This is a genomic window from Enterococcus sp. AMC1157 (assembly GCF_058216555.1).
On record NZ_CM177099.1, the window covers coordinates 2,487,305 to 2,503,730 of the forward strand.

General features: G+C 35.2%; 12 protein-coding genes and 1 pseudogene. 12 read left to right on the forward strand and 1 reads right to left on the reverse strand.

Annotated elements, in window-relative coordinates; all coding sequences use genetic code 11:
* The first annotated feature begins 356 nt into the window (after window positions 1-356).
* Entirely contained in the window at window positions 357-1,409 is a 1,053-nt protein-coding gene (locus tag AC4BBX_RS12125; protein WP_490454079.1) for an aspartate-semialdehyde dehydrogenase, read from the forward strand.
* A 564-nt stretch (window positions 1,410-1,973) separates the two neighbouring features.
* Here AC4BBX_RS12125 and AC4BBX_RS12130 read toward each other — a convergent pair.
* On the reverse strand, window positions 1,974-2,276 hold the full coding sequence (locus AC4BBX_RS12130) for a hypothetical protein (protein WP_490454080.1): 303 nt from the start codon (window positions 2,274-2,276) through the stop codon (window positions 1,974-1,976).
* A 638-nt stretch (window positions 2,277-2,914) separates the two neighbouring features.
* Between AC4BBX_RS12130 and AC4BBX_RS12135 the strand changes: the two are divergent.
* The 11 genes and pseudogenes from AC4BBX_RS12135 to AC4BBX_RS12185 all read left to right on the forward strand — a co-directional run.
* Window positions 2,915-3,682 (forward strand): annotated as a pseudogene (locus tag AC4BBX_RS12135) (dicarboxylate/amino acid:cation symporter); the annotation flags it as partial.
* A 64-nt stretch (window positions 3,683-3,746) separates the two neighbouring features.
* Window positions 3,747-4,817, forward strand: a complete 1,071-nt coding sequence (gene allD / locus AC4BBX_RS12140; protein ID WP_490454081.1) for an ureidoglycolate dehydrogenase — start codon at window positions 3,747-3,749, stop codon at window positions 4,815-4,817.
* A 226-nt stretch (window positions 4,818-5,043) separates the two neighbouring features.
* Window positions 5,044-5,529: an SRPBCC family protein gene (locus AC4BBX_RS12145; RefSeq protein ID WP_490454082.1), complete on the forward strand. Its 486-nt coding sequence runs from the start codon at window positions 5,044-5,046 to the stop codon at window positions 5,527-5,529.
* Window positions 5,530-5,826: 297 nt separating this feature from the next.
* Window positions 5,827-7,506, forward strand: coding sequence for a ribonuclease J (locus tag AC4BBX_RS12150; RefSeq protein WP_490454083.1), 1,680 nt, complete (start codon window positions 5,827-5,829; stop codon window positions 7,504-7,506).
* A gap of 332 nt (window positions 7,507-7,838) precedes the next feature.
* Complete coding sequence (locus AC4BBX_RS12155) at window positions 7,839-9,254, forward strand: PTS mannitol transporter subunit IIBC (protein ID WP_490454084.1); 1,416 nt, start codon at window positions 7,839-7,841, stop codon at window positions 9,252-9,254.
* A 94-nt stretch (window positions 9,255-9,348) separates the two neighbouring features.
* Window positions 9,349-11,424, forward strand: coding sequence for a BglG family transcription antiterminator (locus AC4BBX_RS12160; RefSeq protein ID WP_490454085.1), 2,076 nt, complete (start codon window positions 9,349-9,351; stop codon window positions 11,422-11,424).
* Window positions 11,425-11,818: 394 nt separating this feature from the next.
* Entirely contained in the window at window positions 11,819-12,259 is a 441-nt protein-coding gene (locus AC4BBX_RS12165; RefSeq protein ID WP_490454086.1) for a PTS mannitol transporter subunit IIA, read from the forward strand.
* Window positions 12,260-12,261: 2 nt separating this feature from the next.
* The gene (locus AC4BBX_RS12170; RefSeq protein ID WP_490454087.1) at window positions 12,262-13,398 is read left to right on the forward strand and encodes a mannitol-1-phosphate 5-dehydrogenase; all 1,137 of its coding nucleotides are present in this window, start codon (window positions 12,262-12,264) and stop codon (window positions 13,396-13,398) included.
* Window positions 13,399-13,512: 114 nt separating this feature from the next.
* On the forward strand, window positions 13,513-14,145 hold the full coding sequence (locus AC4BBX_RS12175; RefSeq protein ID WP_490454088.1) for a GyrI-like domain-containing protein: 633 nt from the start codon (window positions 13,513-13,515) through the stop codon (window positions 14,143-14,145).
* Window positions 14,146-14,371: 226 nt separating this feature from the next.
* Entirely contained in the window at window positions 14,372-15,073 is a 702-nt protein-coding gene (nagB, locus tag AC4BBX_RS12180; RefSeq protein ID WP_490454089.1) for a glucosamine-6-phosphate deaminase, read from the forward strand.
* A 668-nt stretch (window positions 15,074-15,741) separates the two neighbouring features.
* Window positions 15,742-16,419 (forward strand): metal-dependent hydrolase, encoded by a 678-nt coding sequence (locus AC4BBX_RS12185; protein ID WP_490454090.1) that lies wholly within the window; start codon window positions 15,742-15,744, stop codon window positions 16,417-16,419.
* Window positions 16,420-16,426 lie beyond the last annotated feature (7 nt).

Consider the following 16,426-nt stretch of genomic DNA (forward strand, 5'->3'; position numbering starts at 1 on the left):
GTAAATTCCTATACACGTTGAGAAGAATCTTCCCCAAAATTCTTCTTATCCTAATTATAGAACATGAAAGGGGTTTTTCACAAATAAAAACCTAAAAAAATTCAAAAAACATTTTTATTTGTTTCCTAAATAGGCAAAAAGTGACTAATTTATTTAGTCCAAAGAGACGCTTCTAAGGCATAAGAACAGGAACTTTTGATTTTTCATGCTAGACTACTTGGCATTTAGTAGAAATGTGATAGAATGATTAAAATGTTTTAATTTAATAGTTGATTAAGTCTCTGTCCATATACTTGGGGAAGGAATCAGAGCAATCAATCAAATTAAATGATTAAGAAGAACGAGGAGTTGTTGAAATGAATATTGGATATCGTATTGCAGTGGTAGGTGCTACAGGTGCTGTTGGAACAAAGATGATTGAGATGTTAGAGCAAACTAGCTTGCCAATCAAAGAAGTGAAATTATTGGCTTCTAAACGCTCAGCAGGGAAAACAGCTACTTTTAATGGAGATACACTAGTGATTGAGGAATTGGTTCCAGAATCATTTGAAAATATTGACATCGCACTATTTAGTGCGGGAGGGGGCATTTCTAAAATATTTGCACCTGAAGCAGTCAAACGTGGAGCAGTTGTTGTAGATAATACTAGTCATTTCCGTATGGATCCTGAAGTTCCTCTGGTTGTTCCAGAAGTGAATAAAGAGGCATTAAAAGAACACAAAGGTATTATTGCGAATCCAAATTGTTCGACCATTCAAATGATGGTAGCCTTAGAGCCAATTCGTCAGAAAGCTGGCTTAGATCGTGTCATTGTTTCGACTTACCAAGCAGTTTCTGGAGCAGGTGCAAGTGCTATTCAAGAGTTGGAAGAACAATCAAAGGCTTATTTAGCAGGAACACCTGTAGAAGAAATTAAAGCAGAAATCTTACCTTGTGGAGGAGATAAAAAGCATTATCCATTAGCTTTTAATGCTTTACCACAAATTGATGTGTTTGCTGAAGAAGGCTATACTTACGAAGAGTGGAAAATGATCAACGAAACGAAAAAAATTATGGAAGATAATGCCATTAAAGTTTCAGCGACTTGTGTACGAATTCCAGTTGCAAGTGGTCACTCTGAATCGGTTTATATTGAAACGAAAGATGCTTTAACGGTGGCAGAAATCCGTGAATTAATGGAAGCAGCGCCTGGAGTAGTTTTAGAAGATGATCCAAGTCAACAAATCTATCCACAAGCATTAAATAGTATTGGTAAAAAAGAAACATTTGTCGGACGTATCCGTAAAGATGTTGACGTTGATAACGGTGTCCATTTATGGGTAGTTTCTGATAATCTATTAAAAGGGGCAGCTTGGAATTCTATTCAAATTGCTGAGACCCTACATGAAATGGACTTAGTAAGAGTATAAAACTCCAATTTTCATCAATAACTAAAAACGCATGGAATCACTGTTTTTAAAATAGATTCCATGCGTTTTTGTTTATTTTTTTGCTACAATGTATAATCAGAATTCATTGAGACTTGAAAACTTCCAGAACAAAACTCCAAAAGCTCATTGGTCATGTGAGACCGCAAAGAGTCTCTTACAGAGTCTCTTTAGCTGCTGACGTTCAAACTCTGCCTAAGTGTGAGACACTAAGGCAGAGTAATTCATTCAGCTCTTTAGCACACGACCAATGACTTTCTCCGTTTTGTTCCTCCAGTTTTAGCGAATGAAACATTGATACATTTGATGAGAAAAATCCGTCAAAACTGGAAAGCCATCTGGGAGAAAAGACAGACATCGTGAGTTAAAGATGAGGATGAATTATGCAGTGTTGAAAGTAGTGACAGCTACTTTCTTACACTGCATTTGAACGCCGAAAGGTCTGAGACTCAGAAGAGGCTCAGACTGGTCTCTCACAATGTCTGTGCTTTACGGACAGATGGATTGGAAGTTTTTCGTGTTTTTGTTTAAGTGTAAATGATGAGTTTATTTAGCCAGGCCTCGTTTAAGCATTTCTTCTTCATAAATAAAGTAGACAGAGTTTAAATATTCAAGATAATGCTTATAAAAAAAGAACCCCATAATATAAATGGCTAAAAATTTGTTGTGACGACTTTTAGAAACATTATAGAATCGTCTTTTTAAGGTTTTATCTGAAAATTTGTGGACTCTTTTCGCTTCTCTTTTTGCGTTTGTTTGATAAATTTTAAGTAACAATAAACGTAAAAGAATCATAAAAACAACAAAAGATAATAAAATACTAATAATCACAATCCATTCATTATTCATTTTTTTCCTCCATAAGTTCTTTTCTTTCGATCAAATTATTCAATCCTTTTTCATATGCTAATTTTAAAAGAGTGAGTGGGTTTGGTAAAGCTATTTGCCTAGTTTAACCAGTCTCTCAATTTTTGAAAAACATTTTAAACTTGAGTATTTTCAGGTTGTTTTAAAAAATCATGCTCTAAGTCGTAGACAGGTACAAATTTGGTTTCTGGAACAAGGCGTTTCAATGACTTGCTATATCGAAAGGGAACTTCGTCATCAGTTGTGCTAGCGGTACTAAAAGTTCGCGGAAACTGTTTGAGAATATTAGGCTTAATGGCAAACTCATCAATATTCTTATCAGATAATTGATAGAATTCAGCCAGTTTTTGATGTTGCAATGCATAAACATATAGGAGATATCGTTACATTAAAGGATCATCCCAAATTATTTGACTCTGGTCGATAGTTTTAATCATTTCTAATGAAATATTTATCTCGGTAGTAAAGGTCCGCTCTTGTATAAAATCTAAATCATAATAACCATAAAAATGTACGAGTTCCTGAGGCAGTGCTTTAATTGCAGTTGTTTCAATTCATCAGGAATTACTGCTTCTAATTGATCCAAATGCTCTTCTTCTATAAAAAATTGAAAAATTCCTAAATATTTAATGGAGAAAAATCCTAAATCACAATTAGCTAAAACGATTGTGGATTTTAATGAAGTAATTTTAACAATCATTCGTTATGTCATGATTACAGCACCAATCGGTATTTTTGCTTTGATTTCTTCAACAATCAGTAATTTAGGGGTTCAAATTATTTTACCGTTGCTGAAATATTTAACTGTCTATGCCTTTGCTACTTTACTTTTTTTACTACTGTGGATTTTATTTATCACTCTTTATGCTCGTGTAAACCCATTAAGATTGGTAAAAAATATGAAGAATATGTCAGTCACGGCACTAGCAACCACATCTTCGGCGATTACTTTGCCAGTTGCGATGGATGAAACACGTAACAAATTAGGCTTAAGTGATCGAATTACGAATTTAGTTCTACCCTTGGGCATGTCTTTGAATAGTAATGGTTCTGCAATGCATATGGCAATTACGGTGACAGCAATCTCACAAATGTATAATATTGAGTTTGGTGTTCAACAGATATTTTATGCAGCGATTGCAGCGACATTTATCTCACTGGGAAATGCAGTTGTACCTGGAGCTGGATTGGTTTCATTAGCCATCATTGTTCCCCAAATGGGTTTACCGATTGAAAGTATTGCCATTTTTGCTGGTGTTGAATGGTTTGTTGGCATGTTGCGAACAATTTTAAATGTTAATTCAGATGTTTACACAGCAATTGTTGTAGCAAAATCTGTTGATGAATTGGATTACGATATTTTCAACGGAAAAAAACAAGGAGTTTAATGTAGTGGGTTTTGAAATTCGAATAAAGGATTTCAAAACTCATTTTTTGAAAGGAGATAAAAAAATGGAAAATACAGTGACTGTACAACCACAGGAACTACACCAACTCATTCAAACAAAATTGGAAAAAGCTGGCTTACAAGAAGAACATGCCTATAGTGTAGCGGAGCATTTAGTATTTGCTGATGCAAATGGCATTCACTCTCATGGAGCTGTACGGGTGGATTATTATGCAGAACGAATCGCTAAAGGTGGTGTCAATTTAGAGCCAGAAATTACTTTTGAAAAAACCGGACCTAGTACAGGAATTGTCCACGGAGAAAATGGAGTAGGGCAATTTGTGGCGTTAAAAGGATTAGACTATGCCATAAGTATGGCAAAAGAATCTGGCGTTGCTGTCGTAGGTATCCGTAAAATGAGTCATAGTGGTGCTTTGTCTTTTTATGTTAAAAAAGCAGCCAAAGAAAATCTAATAGCTTTGTGTATGTGCCAATCAGATCCAATGGTTGTGCCATTTGGTGGGACAGATAACTATTTTGGTACCAATCCGATTGCTATTGGCGCACCAAGAAAGCAAGTAGAGCCAATTGTCTTTGATATGGCAACTACGGTACAAGCATGGGGGAAAATCTTAGACGCTCGCTCCAAAAATCAACAGATTCCAGAAACTTGGGCTGTTGATGAGAAGGGGCAACCAACAACCAATCCTCATGATGTTCATGGTTTGTTACCAATATCTAGTCCTAAAGGTTTTGGTTTAATGATGATGGTAGATATCTTGTCGGGGATGCTTTTGGGCTTACCCTTTGGTAAACATGTTTCTTCCATGTATACTGACTTAACAAAAGGTCGAGATTTAGGTCAAATTTTTATTTTGATTGATCCGCAACGTTTTACTGATTTGGATACTTTTAAAGAAAATATTGAAACAATGGTAGAAGAGTTACATGACATTCCAGCTGCAGAAGGATTTAAGCAAGTGTACTATCCAGGTGAGATTAATCAACTTAATTTTGAAAACTATATGCAAAATGGCATTCCAATTGAAAAAAATATTTATGAGTATCTAAAAAGTGATACTGTGCATTTTAATCAGTACGGTGGCGCAAATGCTTTTGCTGAAAAAGAAGAATAATAGGAAAATGGAGTCCTGATTTTCCAAAAACCAAAGTATATTTTGAAAAAAACATATTCCTAACCAAAAAGGCAAATTCTGACAAGCTATGTTAAGAATTCGTCTTTTTTAGTGAAGAAAAATTAATTTCACTGGAAGAGTATGTTTCTGGTCTATTCTATAGAAGAATAAGTTAATCAATAATAGATTTTTCATGTTAAAATAAAAAAGGCAGTGGGAGGATATTATGGAAAAACAATTTTATATAAAAAATGAGACATTACATGTGAACTATCGTTTAACAATTCCAAAAGAAGTGTCGAAGGTTTGGCAGTATTTGACTGAAACGACAAAAATACAAGAATGGTTTAAAGAGATTGAAGTGGGTAGTTTACAAACTGAGGGTTATCTCATCTTTAAGTTGCCTGAACAAAATATAAGAATGAATATTTTATCCTTCGAGCCAGAAAAAATAATTTGTTTCGAATGGGGAACGGGTAGTGTTCAATTTGAATTAACAAATGAATCAGTAGGTACGCAACTAAACTTTTATGAAGTTCTTCCAAAAGATTTTGATCATCCGGTTCGTGATATAACTGGTTGGTATCTTCAATTAGAAGGTCTTTTGGCTACAATAAAAGGTGAAGAGACTTCTTTTGATATGAATAAATTCCAAGAAACCCAAGTCAAATTTGAAAAATTGATTCGTGAGTTGAAAGAAGAAAAAGCTTAAGCTGTCTGATAATAGAAGGCAAATGTTAAATATTTGATGGATAAAGCTTCATTGTCTTTACAATTATCTACAAACAGAACCATTCATTTTCCTAAAGAACAACTTTCGCAAGTAGTCAATGTTTTGTAACAGTCTGGGATATGTTATACTATATTAGAATCTTTTAGCAAGAAGCTAACTGTGAACTTCCCTCATTGGAATGTAGATAAGGGAACGACTAAGCGTGCTATTCATGATTGTTCAGAGACAACATCCATACTTGCAAGAAAAGTAAATAATTATTGAGAGGTGAAAATTTTGAGTAAAATCAAAATTATTCCCCTTAGTGGTATAAGAGAGAATGGAAAAAATCTTTATATCGCTGAAGTGGGAGAGGATATTTTTGTACTAGACTGTGGTCTACGTTATCCTGAAAATGAATTATTAGGGATTGATACGGTTATTCCTGATTTTACGTATTTAGAAGAAAATGCGGAACGAGTGGCTGGAGTTTTCTTGACTCACGGACACGCGGATGCTATTGGGGCCTTGCCTTATTTCTTAGAAAAAGTTCAAGTACCAGTTTTCGGAACGGAATTGACCATCGAATTAGCCAAAATGGCGGTTCATCGTTATGAACAAACGAAAAAATTTAAGGAATTCCATGTGATTGATACAGGTTCAGAGATTGATTTTGGTTCAGCTGTTATCAGCTTTTTCCCAACAACGCATACAATTCCTGATTCTGTAGGGATTTGTTTAAAAACGGACGAAGGAAACCTTGTTTACACAGGAGACTTTAAATTTGATCAAGCAGCAATTCCAATGTATCAAACAGATTTTGGTCGTTTAGCTGAAATTGGCAAAGAAGGGGTCTTAGCTTTATTAAGTACTTCAAGTAATGCCGAAAATCCAGCAACGGTTGCTTCAGAAGCACAAATTGCAGATGAAGTGTTCGATACAATTCGTTATTGGGAAGGTCGTATCATTGTGGCTTGTGTGGCAAGCAATCTTCAACGCGTGCAACAAGTTATTAATGCAGCCTACCATTCAAATCGAAAAGTTGTTTTGACTGGTCAAGACTTTGGTAAAATTATTCGTACGGCAATGCGTCTAGGTAAATTAGAAATGCCTGATGAATCTATACTAATTACACAAAAAGAGATGCGCAACTACAATGATGAAGAAATCATTGTTTTAGAAACAGGACGAATGGGCGAACCGATTAAAGCTCTACAACGGATGGCCAGTGGAGCTCATCGTAGTTTGAAAATCAAAGAAGGCGATTTGATTTATATCACCACTACACCAACGATCGCGATGGAAACTTTTGTTGCCAAAACAGAAGACATGATCTATCGTGCAGGTGGAACGGTACAAAATATTTCTGATAACTTACGAGTATCAGGTCATGCTAATCCAAATGATTTACAATTGATGTTGAATTTGATGAAGCCAAAATACTTTATTCCTGTACAAGGAGAATATCGTTTATTAGCCGCTCATGCAAACTTAGCACAAGAGGTTGGTATGTCTGCGGATCATATTTTCATTACAGCTCGTGGCGATGTTTTAGAGTATGCCAATGGTGAGCTAAGTCCAGCTGGTTCGGTACCTGCAGATAATGTCATGGTAGACGGTATTGGCGTTGGTGATATTGGAAATATTGTTTTGAAAGATCGTAAAGTATTATCGGAAGATGGTATTTTTGTAGCGGTGGTAACGATTAATCGTCGTGAAAAAAAAATTGTTTCCAAACCGCAGATTACTTCTCGAGGTTTTGTTTATGTCAAAGCAAGTCGTGACTTAATCCGCGAAGGTGGAGAAATGGTTGAAAAAATTGTCGAAAAACATTTACATGATGATGAATTTGAATGGAGTAAATTAAAACAAGATATACGTGATCAACTAAGCCGTTATTTGTTTGAACAAACAAAACGTCGTCCGGTAATTTTACCTGTGATTATGGAATCCAGTCAAAGACATCGTAGAAGATAACAAAATGAGAACTATTCAAATGGTAGAAAATGAAAATTCATCCTATCGTCTGAATAGTTCTTTTTTATAAGTTAGTATGGTATAGGATTGGTCGAATCTTAGAAATAGCCCATTTATCCAGTGTATAACAAAACTTTTATCTCCTAAATAGTTCTTATTTATGGTTGAAGATAGAAGTGACAGCTTTTTACTTATTTGTTATTTAAAATTGGAATGATGGCACTTTAAAATGTGCCAAACCTCTATCTAGAAAAGATTGAAAACCCTATCATTTTCCCTTAAACTAAGTGTGTAAAGAAAAATAAATTATATTTTGAGGGGAGAGAACGAACGTGGCTACAGAGAAAAAAGGATTAAAAGCCAAGGTTCAACGTTTAGGCAGCCATTTAAGTGGAATGGTGATGCCGAACATCGGTGCATTTATTGCATGGGGAGTTATTACAGCATTATTTATTGAGACAGGTTGGTTACCAAATGAACAACTCGCAGCTTTAGTTGGTCCAATGATTACTTATTTATTGCCATTATTAATCGGTTATACAGGCGGGAGCATGGTTCACGGACAACGAGGAGCAGTCGTAGGGGCAATCGCTACGATGGGGGTTATCGTCGGAGCAGACGTACCAATGTTCATCGGCGCAATGATTATGGGTCCTTTAGGTGGATGGGTTATCAAGAAATTTGATGATATGTTCGCAGACAAGATTCGTGCTGGTTTTGAAATGTTAGTGAATAACTTTTCAGCAGGTCTTTTAGGTTTTGCCTTAGCAGTTTTAGGATTTTATGTAATTGGTCCAGTTGTTGCGACATTGACAACAATGATGGGAAATGGTGTAGAGTTCATTATTAACGCTAGATTGTTACCTTTAGCGAATATCTTCATTGAACCAGCAAAAATCTTATTCTTAAACAATGCAATCAATCATGGTATTTTGACACCGTTAGGAACAGAACAATCTGTTGCAACAGGAAAATCAATTTTGTACCTACTTGAAGCAAATCCTGGTCCAGGTCTAGGTGTATTGTTAGCCTTCACTTTATTCGGAAAAGGTTCAGCAAGATCATCAGCACCAGGTGCAATGATTATTCATTTCTTGGGTGGGATTCATGAAATTTACTTCCCATATGTAATGATGAAACCATTGTTATTCTTAGCAGTAATCGCAGGTGGTATTTCAGGAACATTTACTTTACAGTTATTTAATGCTGGTTTACAAGCAGCCGCTTCACCAGGTTCTATCTTCGCTATCTTAAGTATGACGCCAAGAGGATGGATGAACTATGTGGGAGTAATTGCCGGAGTCTTAGTAGCAACAATCGTTTCATTTTTAGTGGCAATGATTATTCTGAAAAGCGATAAATCAGTAGAAGAAGATTTATTAGCTAAAACACAAGCAGCCGTTGCAGCTGAAAAAGCTGCAAGTAAAGGTCAAGCAACAGTAGCACCAAGCGCTTCTTATGCTAAAATTAATAAAATCATCTTTGCTTGTGATGCTGGAATGGGTTCAAGTGCAATGGGTGCTTCTGTCTTACGTAATATGGTGAAAAAAGCTGGAGTAAACGTGCCAGTAACTAACTCAGCTATCAACAATCTAAAAGATGATCCACAAGCCTTAGTGGTGACACAAGTTGAATTAGTTGAGCGTGCAAAACAAAAAGCACCATCTTCTGAATTTGTAACAGTGGAAAACTTCATGAACAGTCCGCGTTATGACGAAGTTGTTGAACGTATGAAAAATAATAACTAGCGAGCACCTATTCGCTAAGTAGATTAAAGGGGAATTCTTAAGCAGTGGGGCTAAATCCCCACTGCTTTTACCCGTTTTTTTAGGAGGTGAGAAAATGTATTTCTCCATTCGAGAAAAGCAAATCTTGAAACTATTAGTTGAATACCAAGAGGGACTCAACCCTCAGAAAATTCAAGATCAATTGCAAATTAGCAAGCGGACATTGTATCGAGAAATGTCCAGTATTGAAAAAAGTTTAAAGGCTTTTGAAATACAGCTAGTTAAACCCAGAGGTAAGGGATATCGTTTGGTTGGAGAGGAACAACAAATAGCAGAAATCAAACAGCTTGTACAAAAAGAAGAAAGCCTTCCTTTAGATACGATTCATCGACAGAGTGCGTTAGCAGCTAGCTTACTACTAACAGATGAAGAACAGACTATCGAAGGATTATCTTTAGATTTTGAGGTGAGCCCAAGTACTATCCATACAGATTTACAAGCAGTCGAAGAAAGCTTAAAAGAGTATTCTTTAAATTTGGAACGTCGTAAGGCCCGCGGTGTTCTAATCACAGGTGGAGAGTATGAACGCCGTCAAATTTTGAGTAATTTAATTTATAGTGGTGTGAGTGAATATGGATTTTTTAGTTATTTATCAAGTTTGAATAAAGATGGTATGAAGGCAAATACCAGTAATTTCTTTTTAAACTTGATCACACCAATGTCGTTCTTTTTTGCTAGAAAAGTCATTTTAGATAACCTTCAACAGCTTTTTATAGAGGTAACCGATAATCAATTACAACAGGTGATAACTAGTTTGGCTTTATCAATTGATCGGGTGAAGTTTGGTTATCATTTGGAATTACGACAAGAAAAAAACGCTCTTTCCAGTGAAGTATATCAGCTTGCCCAACAAATTTTAGGAGAAATTACAAAAGAATCAAGAGTAGTACTTCCAGAAGAAGAATGTATCTTTTTTGCTAGACAGCTTGAGGGAGTAAATTATAAAAAACCACAAAATATTTTCTTAGAAAATTTTGATGTGGAATTATCTTATCAAGTCAGAGAATTAATTCGTTTGGTCTCTAAGCAAACGGAAATAGATTTTCGAGTAGATGATACTTTGTATTATGATCTATTAACACATCTTTCTGCTGCTTTCAAACGAATGGATAATTTAGTGCAATTTTCTAATAATCCACTTTTAGAAAAAGTAATGGAGGAATATCGATCGTTGGCTATAGCTATTCGTGAAAACCTAAGTCAATTGTTTCCGGAAATGCACTTTTCCCAAGATGAATTAGCTTATATTGTGATTCATTTTGCAGCATCATTGGAAAGAAACCCGAGTAAAAAAGATATTTCAACCCTTGTTTTATGTTCAAGTGGAATTGGTACAGCAAAAATATTGGAAAGTCGTATCCGCAAATATATTCCAGAAATTGATCATATTGAAGTAGTAAAAATCTCTCAAATGAGTCATTTGGATTACAAAGAGTATGATTTAATTTTATCCACCATTTTTCTACCAGATTTTGATTTGCCCTATAAGTTAATTTCTCCATTGCTATTGGATGACGAGATTCGTAAAATCAGACAAGAAATAAGAGAAAAACAATTTGAAGCCAAAACGGTTGTTCCGACTTTAGTATCAAAAGAATCTGAAGGCTCTTTCGAACAAGTTTATGAAGTGATGCGTGTCGGAAATGACCTTTTAACCCAGTTCGATGTAAAAATGATTCAGACATGTCAAACCTTAGAAGAGACGGTTCTCCAAGTTGTGGCAGAATTGGAAGGAGTACTAGTTGAAGATATCCAAGAAGTCAGTCGCTTAGTAATTGAACGTCATCAGTTGGCACCAATTGGCATACCAAATACAAATTTTGCTTTATTTCACAGTGCAAATCCGTATGTGAAAAGAGGGTATTTCGGTATTTTTGATTTAAGTCGTCCAATGCCTATTTTGGGAATGGATCGCAAACCAATGGCGCTTACTCGAATGTTATTAATGCTAGCGCCTGAACCAATTGTCGCTGCAGAAGAGAAGCTGATGGGATTAATCAGTGCGTCAATTATTGAAAGTGACTTAAATATGGAAATTTATCAAAATGGAGACAAAGAAACCATTTATGAGTTAATTAGCTCGTTGTTTGTTAATGAGATAAGAGCGATTGAAAATGATGATCTTATTTAAAAGCTTACTATCTTGTAGAAAATTAAAACCGCAAAAAATAGGCTAATCAAATAGTATACGGTATATCAATCAGACTAAAATTGTCGGTCCTACTAATCAGGAACTTTAAGTTAGTAGGATGGTATGCGTGATGAGAATAGAATTTAAATTTTTATTTTTTGAAAATTTAATTGCATTAAACCGACATAGCACTAGAAACTTATAAATTAGTCGTATAGAGAATCAAACTTAAATTTCGTTTTTCAGAAATTTTAACACTTTATTAGAAATAAGGATGCCAGTTCCACTTATTAAGACTTGACAGTTAGTGGAATGGTATACGGCATTTCAATCAAACTAAAATTTCGTACTTCAGAAATTTAAATACATTATTAGAAATAAGGAGAAATAAACAATGAAATTACAAAAAGACATGATTTTATTAGGTCAAGCATATGAAACAAAGGAAGAGGCAATTCGAGAGAGTGGTCGACTTTTAGCAGAAGCTGGTTGTGTAGATGAGGCTTATGTCGATTCAATGATTGAAAGAAACAATTTAGTTTCAACCTACATGGGAAATTTCATCGCTATTCCCCATGGCACAGATGAATCAAAAAAATATGTAAAAACAAGCGGTATTTCAATTATTCAAGTACCATCAGGTGTTGATTTTAGTACCGATGATGTGGAAGAAAAATTAGCGATGGTTGTTTTTGGTATCGCTGGAGTAGATAATGAACATTTAGATATTCTTCAAAAAATTGCCATTTTCTGTTCAGACGTTGAGAACGTGGTGAAATTAGTGAGTGCTTCTTCAGAAGAAGAAATTATTGCGTTACTTGAGGAGGTTGAATAAAGATGAAAGCAGTTCATTTTGGTGCCGGAAATATTGGTCGTGGATTTATTGGTGAGATTTTATTTAATAATGGATTTTCAATTGATTTTGTAGATATTAATGCAACGATTATTGACGATTTAAAAGCACGTAATGCTTATGAAATTGAACTAGCAAGTGAAGGGAAAGAACGAATTGCGGTCAGCAACGTGAATGGTTTAAACAATCAAACAGAGCCAGAAGCTGTCATCGAAGTAATTGCTGCAGCTGATGTAGTGACCACTGCAATTGGACCAAATATCCTACCTTTTATTGCGGAATTAATTGCTAAAGGGATTCAAAAACGTCGTGAAACAAATGTTGAACAACCTTTAGACGTAATCGCATGTGAAAACATGATTGGTGGTAGTCAATTTTTACTTTCTAAAGTCCAAGAGTTTTTAACTGAAGAAGATACAAATTATGTAGATAAGTACGTAGGTTTTCCAAATGCGGCGGTTGATCGAATTGTTCCGATTCAGCATCATGATGATCCATTGTTTGTTTCGGTAGAACCTTTCAGTGAATGGTTAGTAGACGAAACACAATGCAAAAATACGGAACTCCGTTTAGAGGGCGTAGGTTATGTAGCTGATTTAGAACCATATATTGAGCGCAAACTATTTTCAGTTAACACAGGTCATGCAACAACAGCTTATACTGGAAGTTTTTATGGTTATCAAACGATTGGTGAAGCGATTCAAGATGAGCGTGTGTTAAACCAACTTAAGGAAGTTCTACAAGAAACAGGTGCATTGTTAATTGCCAAATGGGATTTTGATGCAGAAGCTCATGATAAATATATCAACAAAATTATTGATCGTTTTGCGAATCCACATATTTCTGATGATATTTCACGTGTAGCGCGTACACCAATGCGTAAACTAGGTTTTGATGAACGTTTTATTCGTCCGATTCGTGAAGCAAAAGAAAGAGACTTGTCTTACAAACATCTATTAGAAGTTGTGGCAATGATTCTACAATACAACGATCCAGAAGATTCAGAAAGCGTAGAATTACAAAAACGTTTAGCAGAAGAGTCTTTAGAAACTGTAGTTAAAAGTGTAACTAGCTTGGAAGACGAAGAAATTTTAGCAGAAATTCAAGATTTATTGGCTTAATATAGAAGAAGATTCTCTTCTTAAATCTCTGATATACTAAGGTATAGGAGATTTTAGAGAGAATCTTTTTGAATAAATGAACGGATTAAATAAGAATTGAAAAGAGGAATAAAGATGATTGTGGACTTCAAAAAATTGTATAAAGAGCAATATCTTCCTAAAAAAGTCCCTTCAGTAATTGAGATGCCTTCTGTGAATTATCTTGCAGTTCGTGGAAAAGGTGATCCTAATCAAGCAGGGGGAGAATACCAGCAATCGATTGAATTATTATATGGTGTAGCCTATAAGTTGAAAATGAGCTATCGAAGTGAGTATCAAATAGATGGTTTTTTTCAGTATGTCGTTCCGCCGCTAGAAGGTTTTTGGTGGATAGATGGTTTACATGGTATGGATGTTACGAGAAAAGAGGAGTTAAATTTTATTTCTCTCTTGCGATTACCAGATTTTATACATGAAAAAGATGTGCAGTGGGCAAAAATAGAAGTGTCTAAAAAGAAGAATAAAGACTATGCAAAAGTAGAATTTTTTACTTATGACGAGGGCTTATGTGTCCAATGTATGCATATTGGTTCCTATGATAGTGAATTTGAGACAACTGAAAAAATGGCAACTTTTGTGGAAGAAAATGGTTTTGCTCTAGATATCAATGAATCTCGTTTTCATCATGAAATCTATATTTCTGATCCTCGAAAAACCGCTTTGAATAAACTCAAAATAGTTTTACGACATCCGATTAAATCGAATTAGACTAACACTAAAAGATATTGAAATACTTAGAAAATAGGATTTCTTAACGTTTTAAGTTTTAGTCCAATATATAATTTCCAGAGAAGCACTTGAATTTTTGCGTTAGATTTAAAATATTCCTTCTTTTGTTGGAGATTTTAGAATTCTCGCTTTGACAATCTTGCATTAATGACTAAAAGATGTTAAAATTGGTGTATACCAAAATAAAAACAAGGGAGAGTTTCTCATGAATGTTATTCGTGTAAATAATGCCGATGAAGGTGGAAAAAAAGCTTTTGAAATTATCAAAGAAGGCATTGAAAAAGGTGCAACAACATTTGGATTAGCAACAGGAAGTACACCAGAAGCAATGTATCGTTATATCGTAGCAAGTGATTTAGATTTTTCTGATAAAACTTCGATTAACCTAGATGAATATGTAGGTTTAAGCGGAGATAATGAACAAAGCTACCGTTACTTTATGAATAAACATTTATTTAACGAAAAACCTTTCAAAGAGACCTTTATTCCTAATGGAAAAGCAGAAGATTTAGAAGCAGAATGCAAACGTTACGATGAAGTAATTGCCACTCACCCAATTGATATCCAAGTATTAGGAATTGGCCAAAATGGACATATTGGTTTTAATGAACCTGGAACTCCTTTTGATGTAACTACTCAAGTTGTTGAATTAACGGAATCAACTATTAATGCGAATAAACGTTATTTCGAAAAAGTAGAAGACGTTCCAACTCATGCATTATCAATGGGTATTGGTTCAATTATGAAAAGTAAAAAAATTATTTTAATGGCATTTGGTGCTACTAAAGCAGAAGCCATTAAAGGAATGCTTGATGGAGAAATAACCACAGATTTACCAGCAAGTATACTACAAAATCATCAAGATGTTGTCGTTATTATCGACGAAGAAGCAGCAAGTAAATTATAATAATTACGTATAATTTTTAAAAGGATAGAAAGCCTATTTTAATAGGCTTTCTATCCTTTTTTTGTTTGTCCACGTAGAACCATAAAAAGCAGACTCTTTACAGTTAAATCAAACTTGACGCTACACTGTGAGCGAGGCTTGCTTAGGTCAGCCCGGAACCGCTCCAAGCCTGTAGTCTTGGAGCTTTCAAGCTTCACACGCACAGTAACCAATCAATTAGCAACTGTGCGTAATTCACATTGAATTCTTTTCGTGTCGACAACGCAAGCCTCTCTCAACGTTTACGCTGAAAGTTAATTGATGAGCATGAACTATTGTACTAATTTCCGCTATATCGTTTAACATATAAGACTTTTGAAAGCTATCTAGCGTAACGGAACAACGCAAGCTGCGCTGTCATCGTGAAAAAGGAGCTAATGTGAACTGTTTTGAATCACTACGATTGGCTCCAGTTGGTTCCACGGTCGACAAAAGCAGATTTCGTTGTAGAGTGTAACGCATGGATTAGAAAAAATAGCTGTAAACAGTAACAACCAAGCCGTTTCTTCCTCTATTTTGGGAAGTTCTTTGTTTTTTTATCTGTTATTATCTGTTACAATAAAGGTGTTATACTGTATCAACTTTTTGGAGAAGAAAATAAGTACTTTCGAGAAAGGAGTCACAGGAAAATGAAGCTTAAATACCATGGACATTCCGTCATTTCTGTTGTATTAGAGGATGGTACGAAATTATTGTTTGACCCGTTTATCACTGGCAACCCTGTAACAGATTTGAAGGCAGATGAGGTAAGGACTGATTATATTTTAGTTACTCATGGTCATAGTGATCATGTAGGAGATATGATCCCTATTGCCAAAAATAATCAGGCGACAATTATTAGTATTGTTGAAATTTGTCAATTTGCAGAGAAACAGCAAGTGGAGAAAACACATGGCATGAATATTGGAGGAGGATTTGATTTTCCTTTTGGACGAGTTACGTTTACCCATGCGCAACATAGCTCTGGTTATCAGCAAGATGGTGAAATCATTTATATGGGAGAACCCGCGAGTATCTTGTTAGAAGCTGAGGGAAAAGTCATTTATCATGCTGGCGATACAGCGGATTTTAGTGACTTGGCTCTATTGGGAGAAAACTACGAAATTGATGTAGCATTTTTACCGATAGGAGATAACTTTACGATGGGTCCGAAAGCTGCAGTACGGGCAGCGAAACGTTTGAAAGCAAAACAAGTGGTTCCGATTCATTACAATACTTTTAAACTGATTCGTCAAGATCCAACGCTTTTTACAGAAAATGTAACAGGCGGCAAGATCATGGCAGTCGGAGAAACAATCGAGGTGTGAAGAAAAC

Excerpts from the sequence above, each read along its gene's own strand:
- AC4BBX_RS12125 (WP_490454079.1), top strand. The coding sequence starts at position 357 with ATGAATATTGGATATCGTATTGCAGTGGTAGGTGCTACAGGTGCTGTT.
- AC4BBX_RS12130 (WP_490454080.1), bottom strand. The coding sequence starts at position 2,276 with ATGAATAATGAATGGATTGTGATTATTAGTATTTTATTATCTTTTGTT.
- allD (WP_490454081.1), top strand. The coding sequence starts at position 3,747 with ATGGAAAATACAGTGACTGTACAACCACAGGAACTACACCAACTCATT.
- AC4BBX_RS12145 (WP_490454082.1), top strand. The coding sequence starts at position 5,044 with ATGGAAAAACAATTTTATATAAAAAATGAGACATTACATGTGAACTAT.
- AC4BBX_RS12160 (WP_490454085.1), top strand. The coding sequence starts at position 9,349 with ATGTATTTCTCCATTCGAGAAAAGCAAATCTTGAAACTATTAGTTGAA.
- AC4BBX_RS12165 (WP_490454086.1), top strand. The coding sequence starts at position 11,819 with ATGAAATTACAAAAAGACATGATTTTATTAGGTCAAGCATATGAAACA.
- AC4BBX_RS12170 (WP_490454087.1), top strand. The coding sequence starts at position 12,262 with ATGAAAGCAGTTCATTTTGGTGCCGGAAATATTGGTCGTGGATTTATT.
- AC4BBX_RS12175 (WP_490454088.1), top strand. The coding sequence starts at position 13,513 with ATGATTGTGGACTTCAAAAAATTGTATAAAGAGCAATATCTTCCTAAA.
- nagB (WP_490454089.1), top strand. The coding sequence starts at position 14,372 with ATGAATGTTATTCGTGTAAATAATGCCGATGAAGGTGGAAAAAAAGCT.
- AC4BBX_RS12185 (WP_490454090.1), top strand. The coding sequence starts at position 15,742 with ATGAAGCTTAAATACCATGGACATTCCGTCATTTCTGTTGTATTAGAG.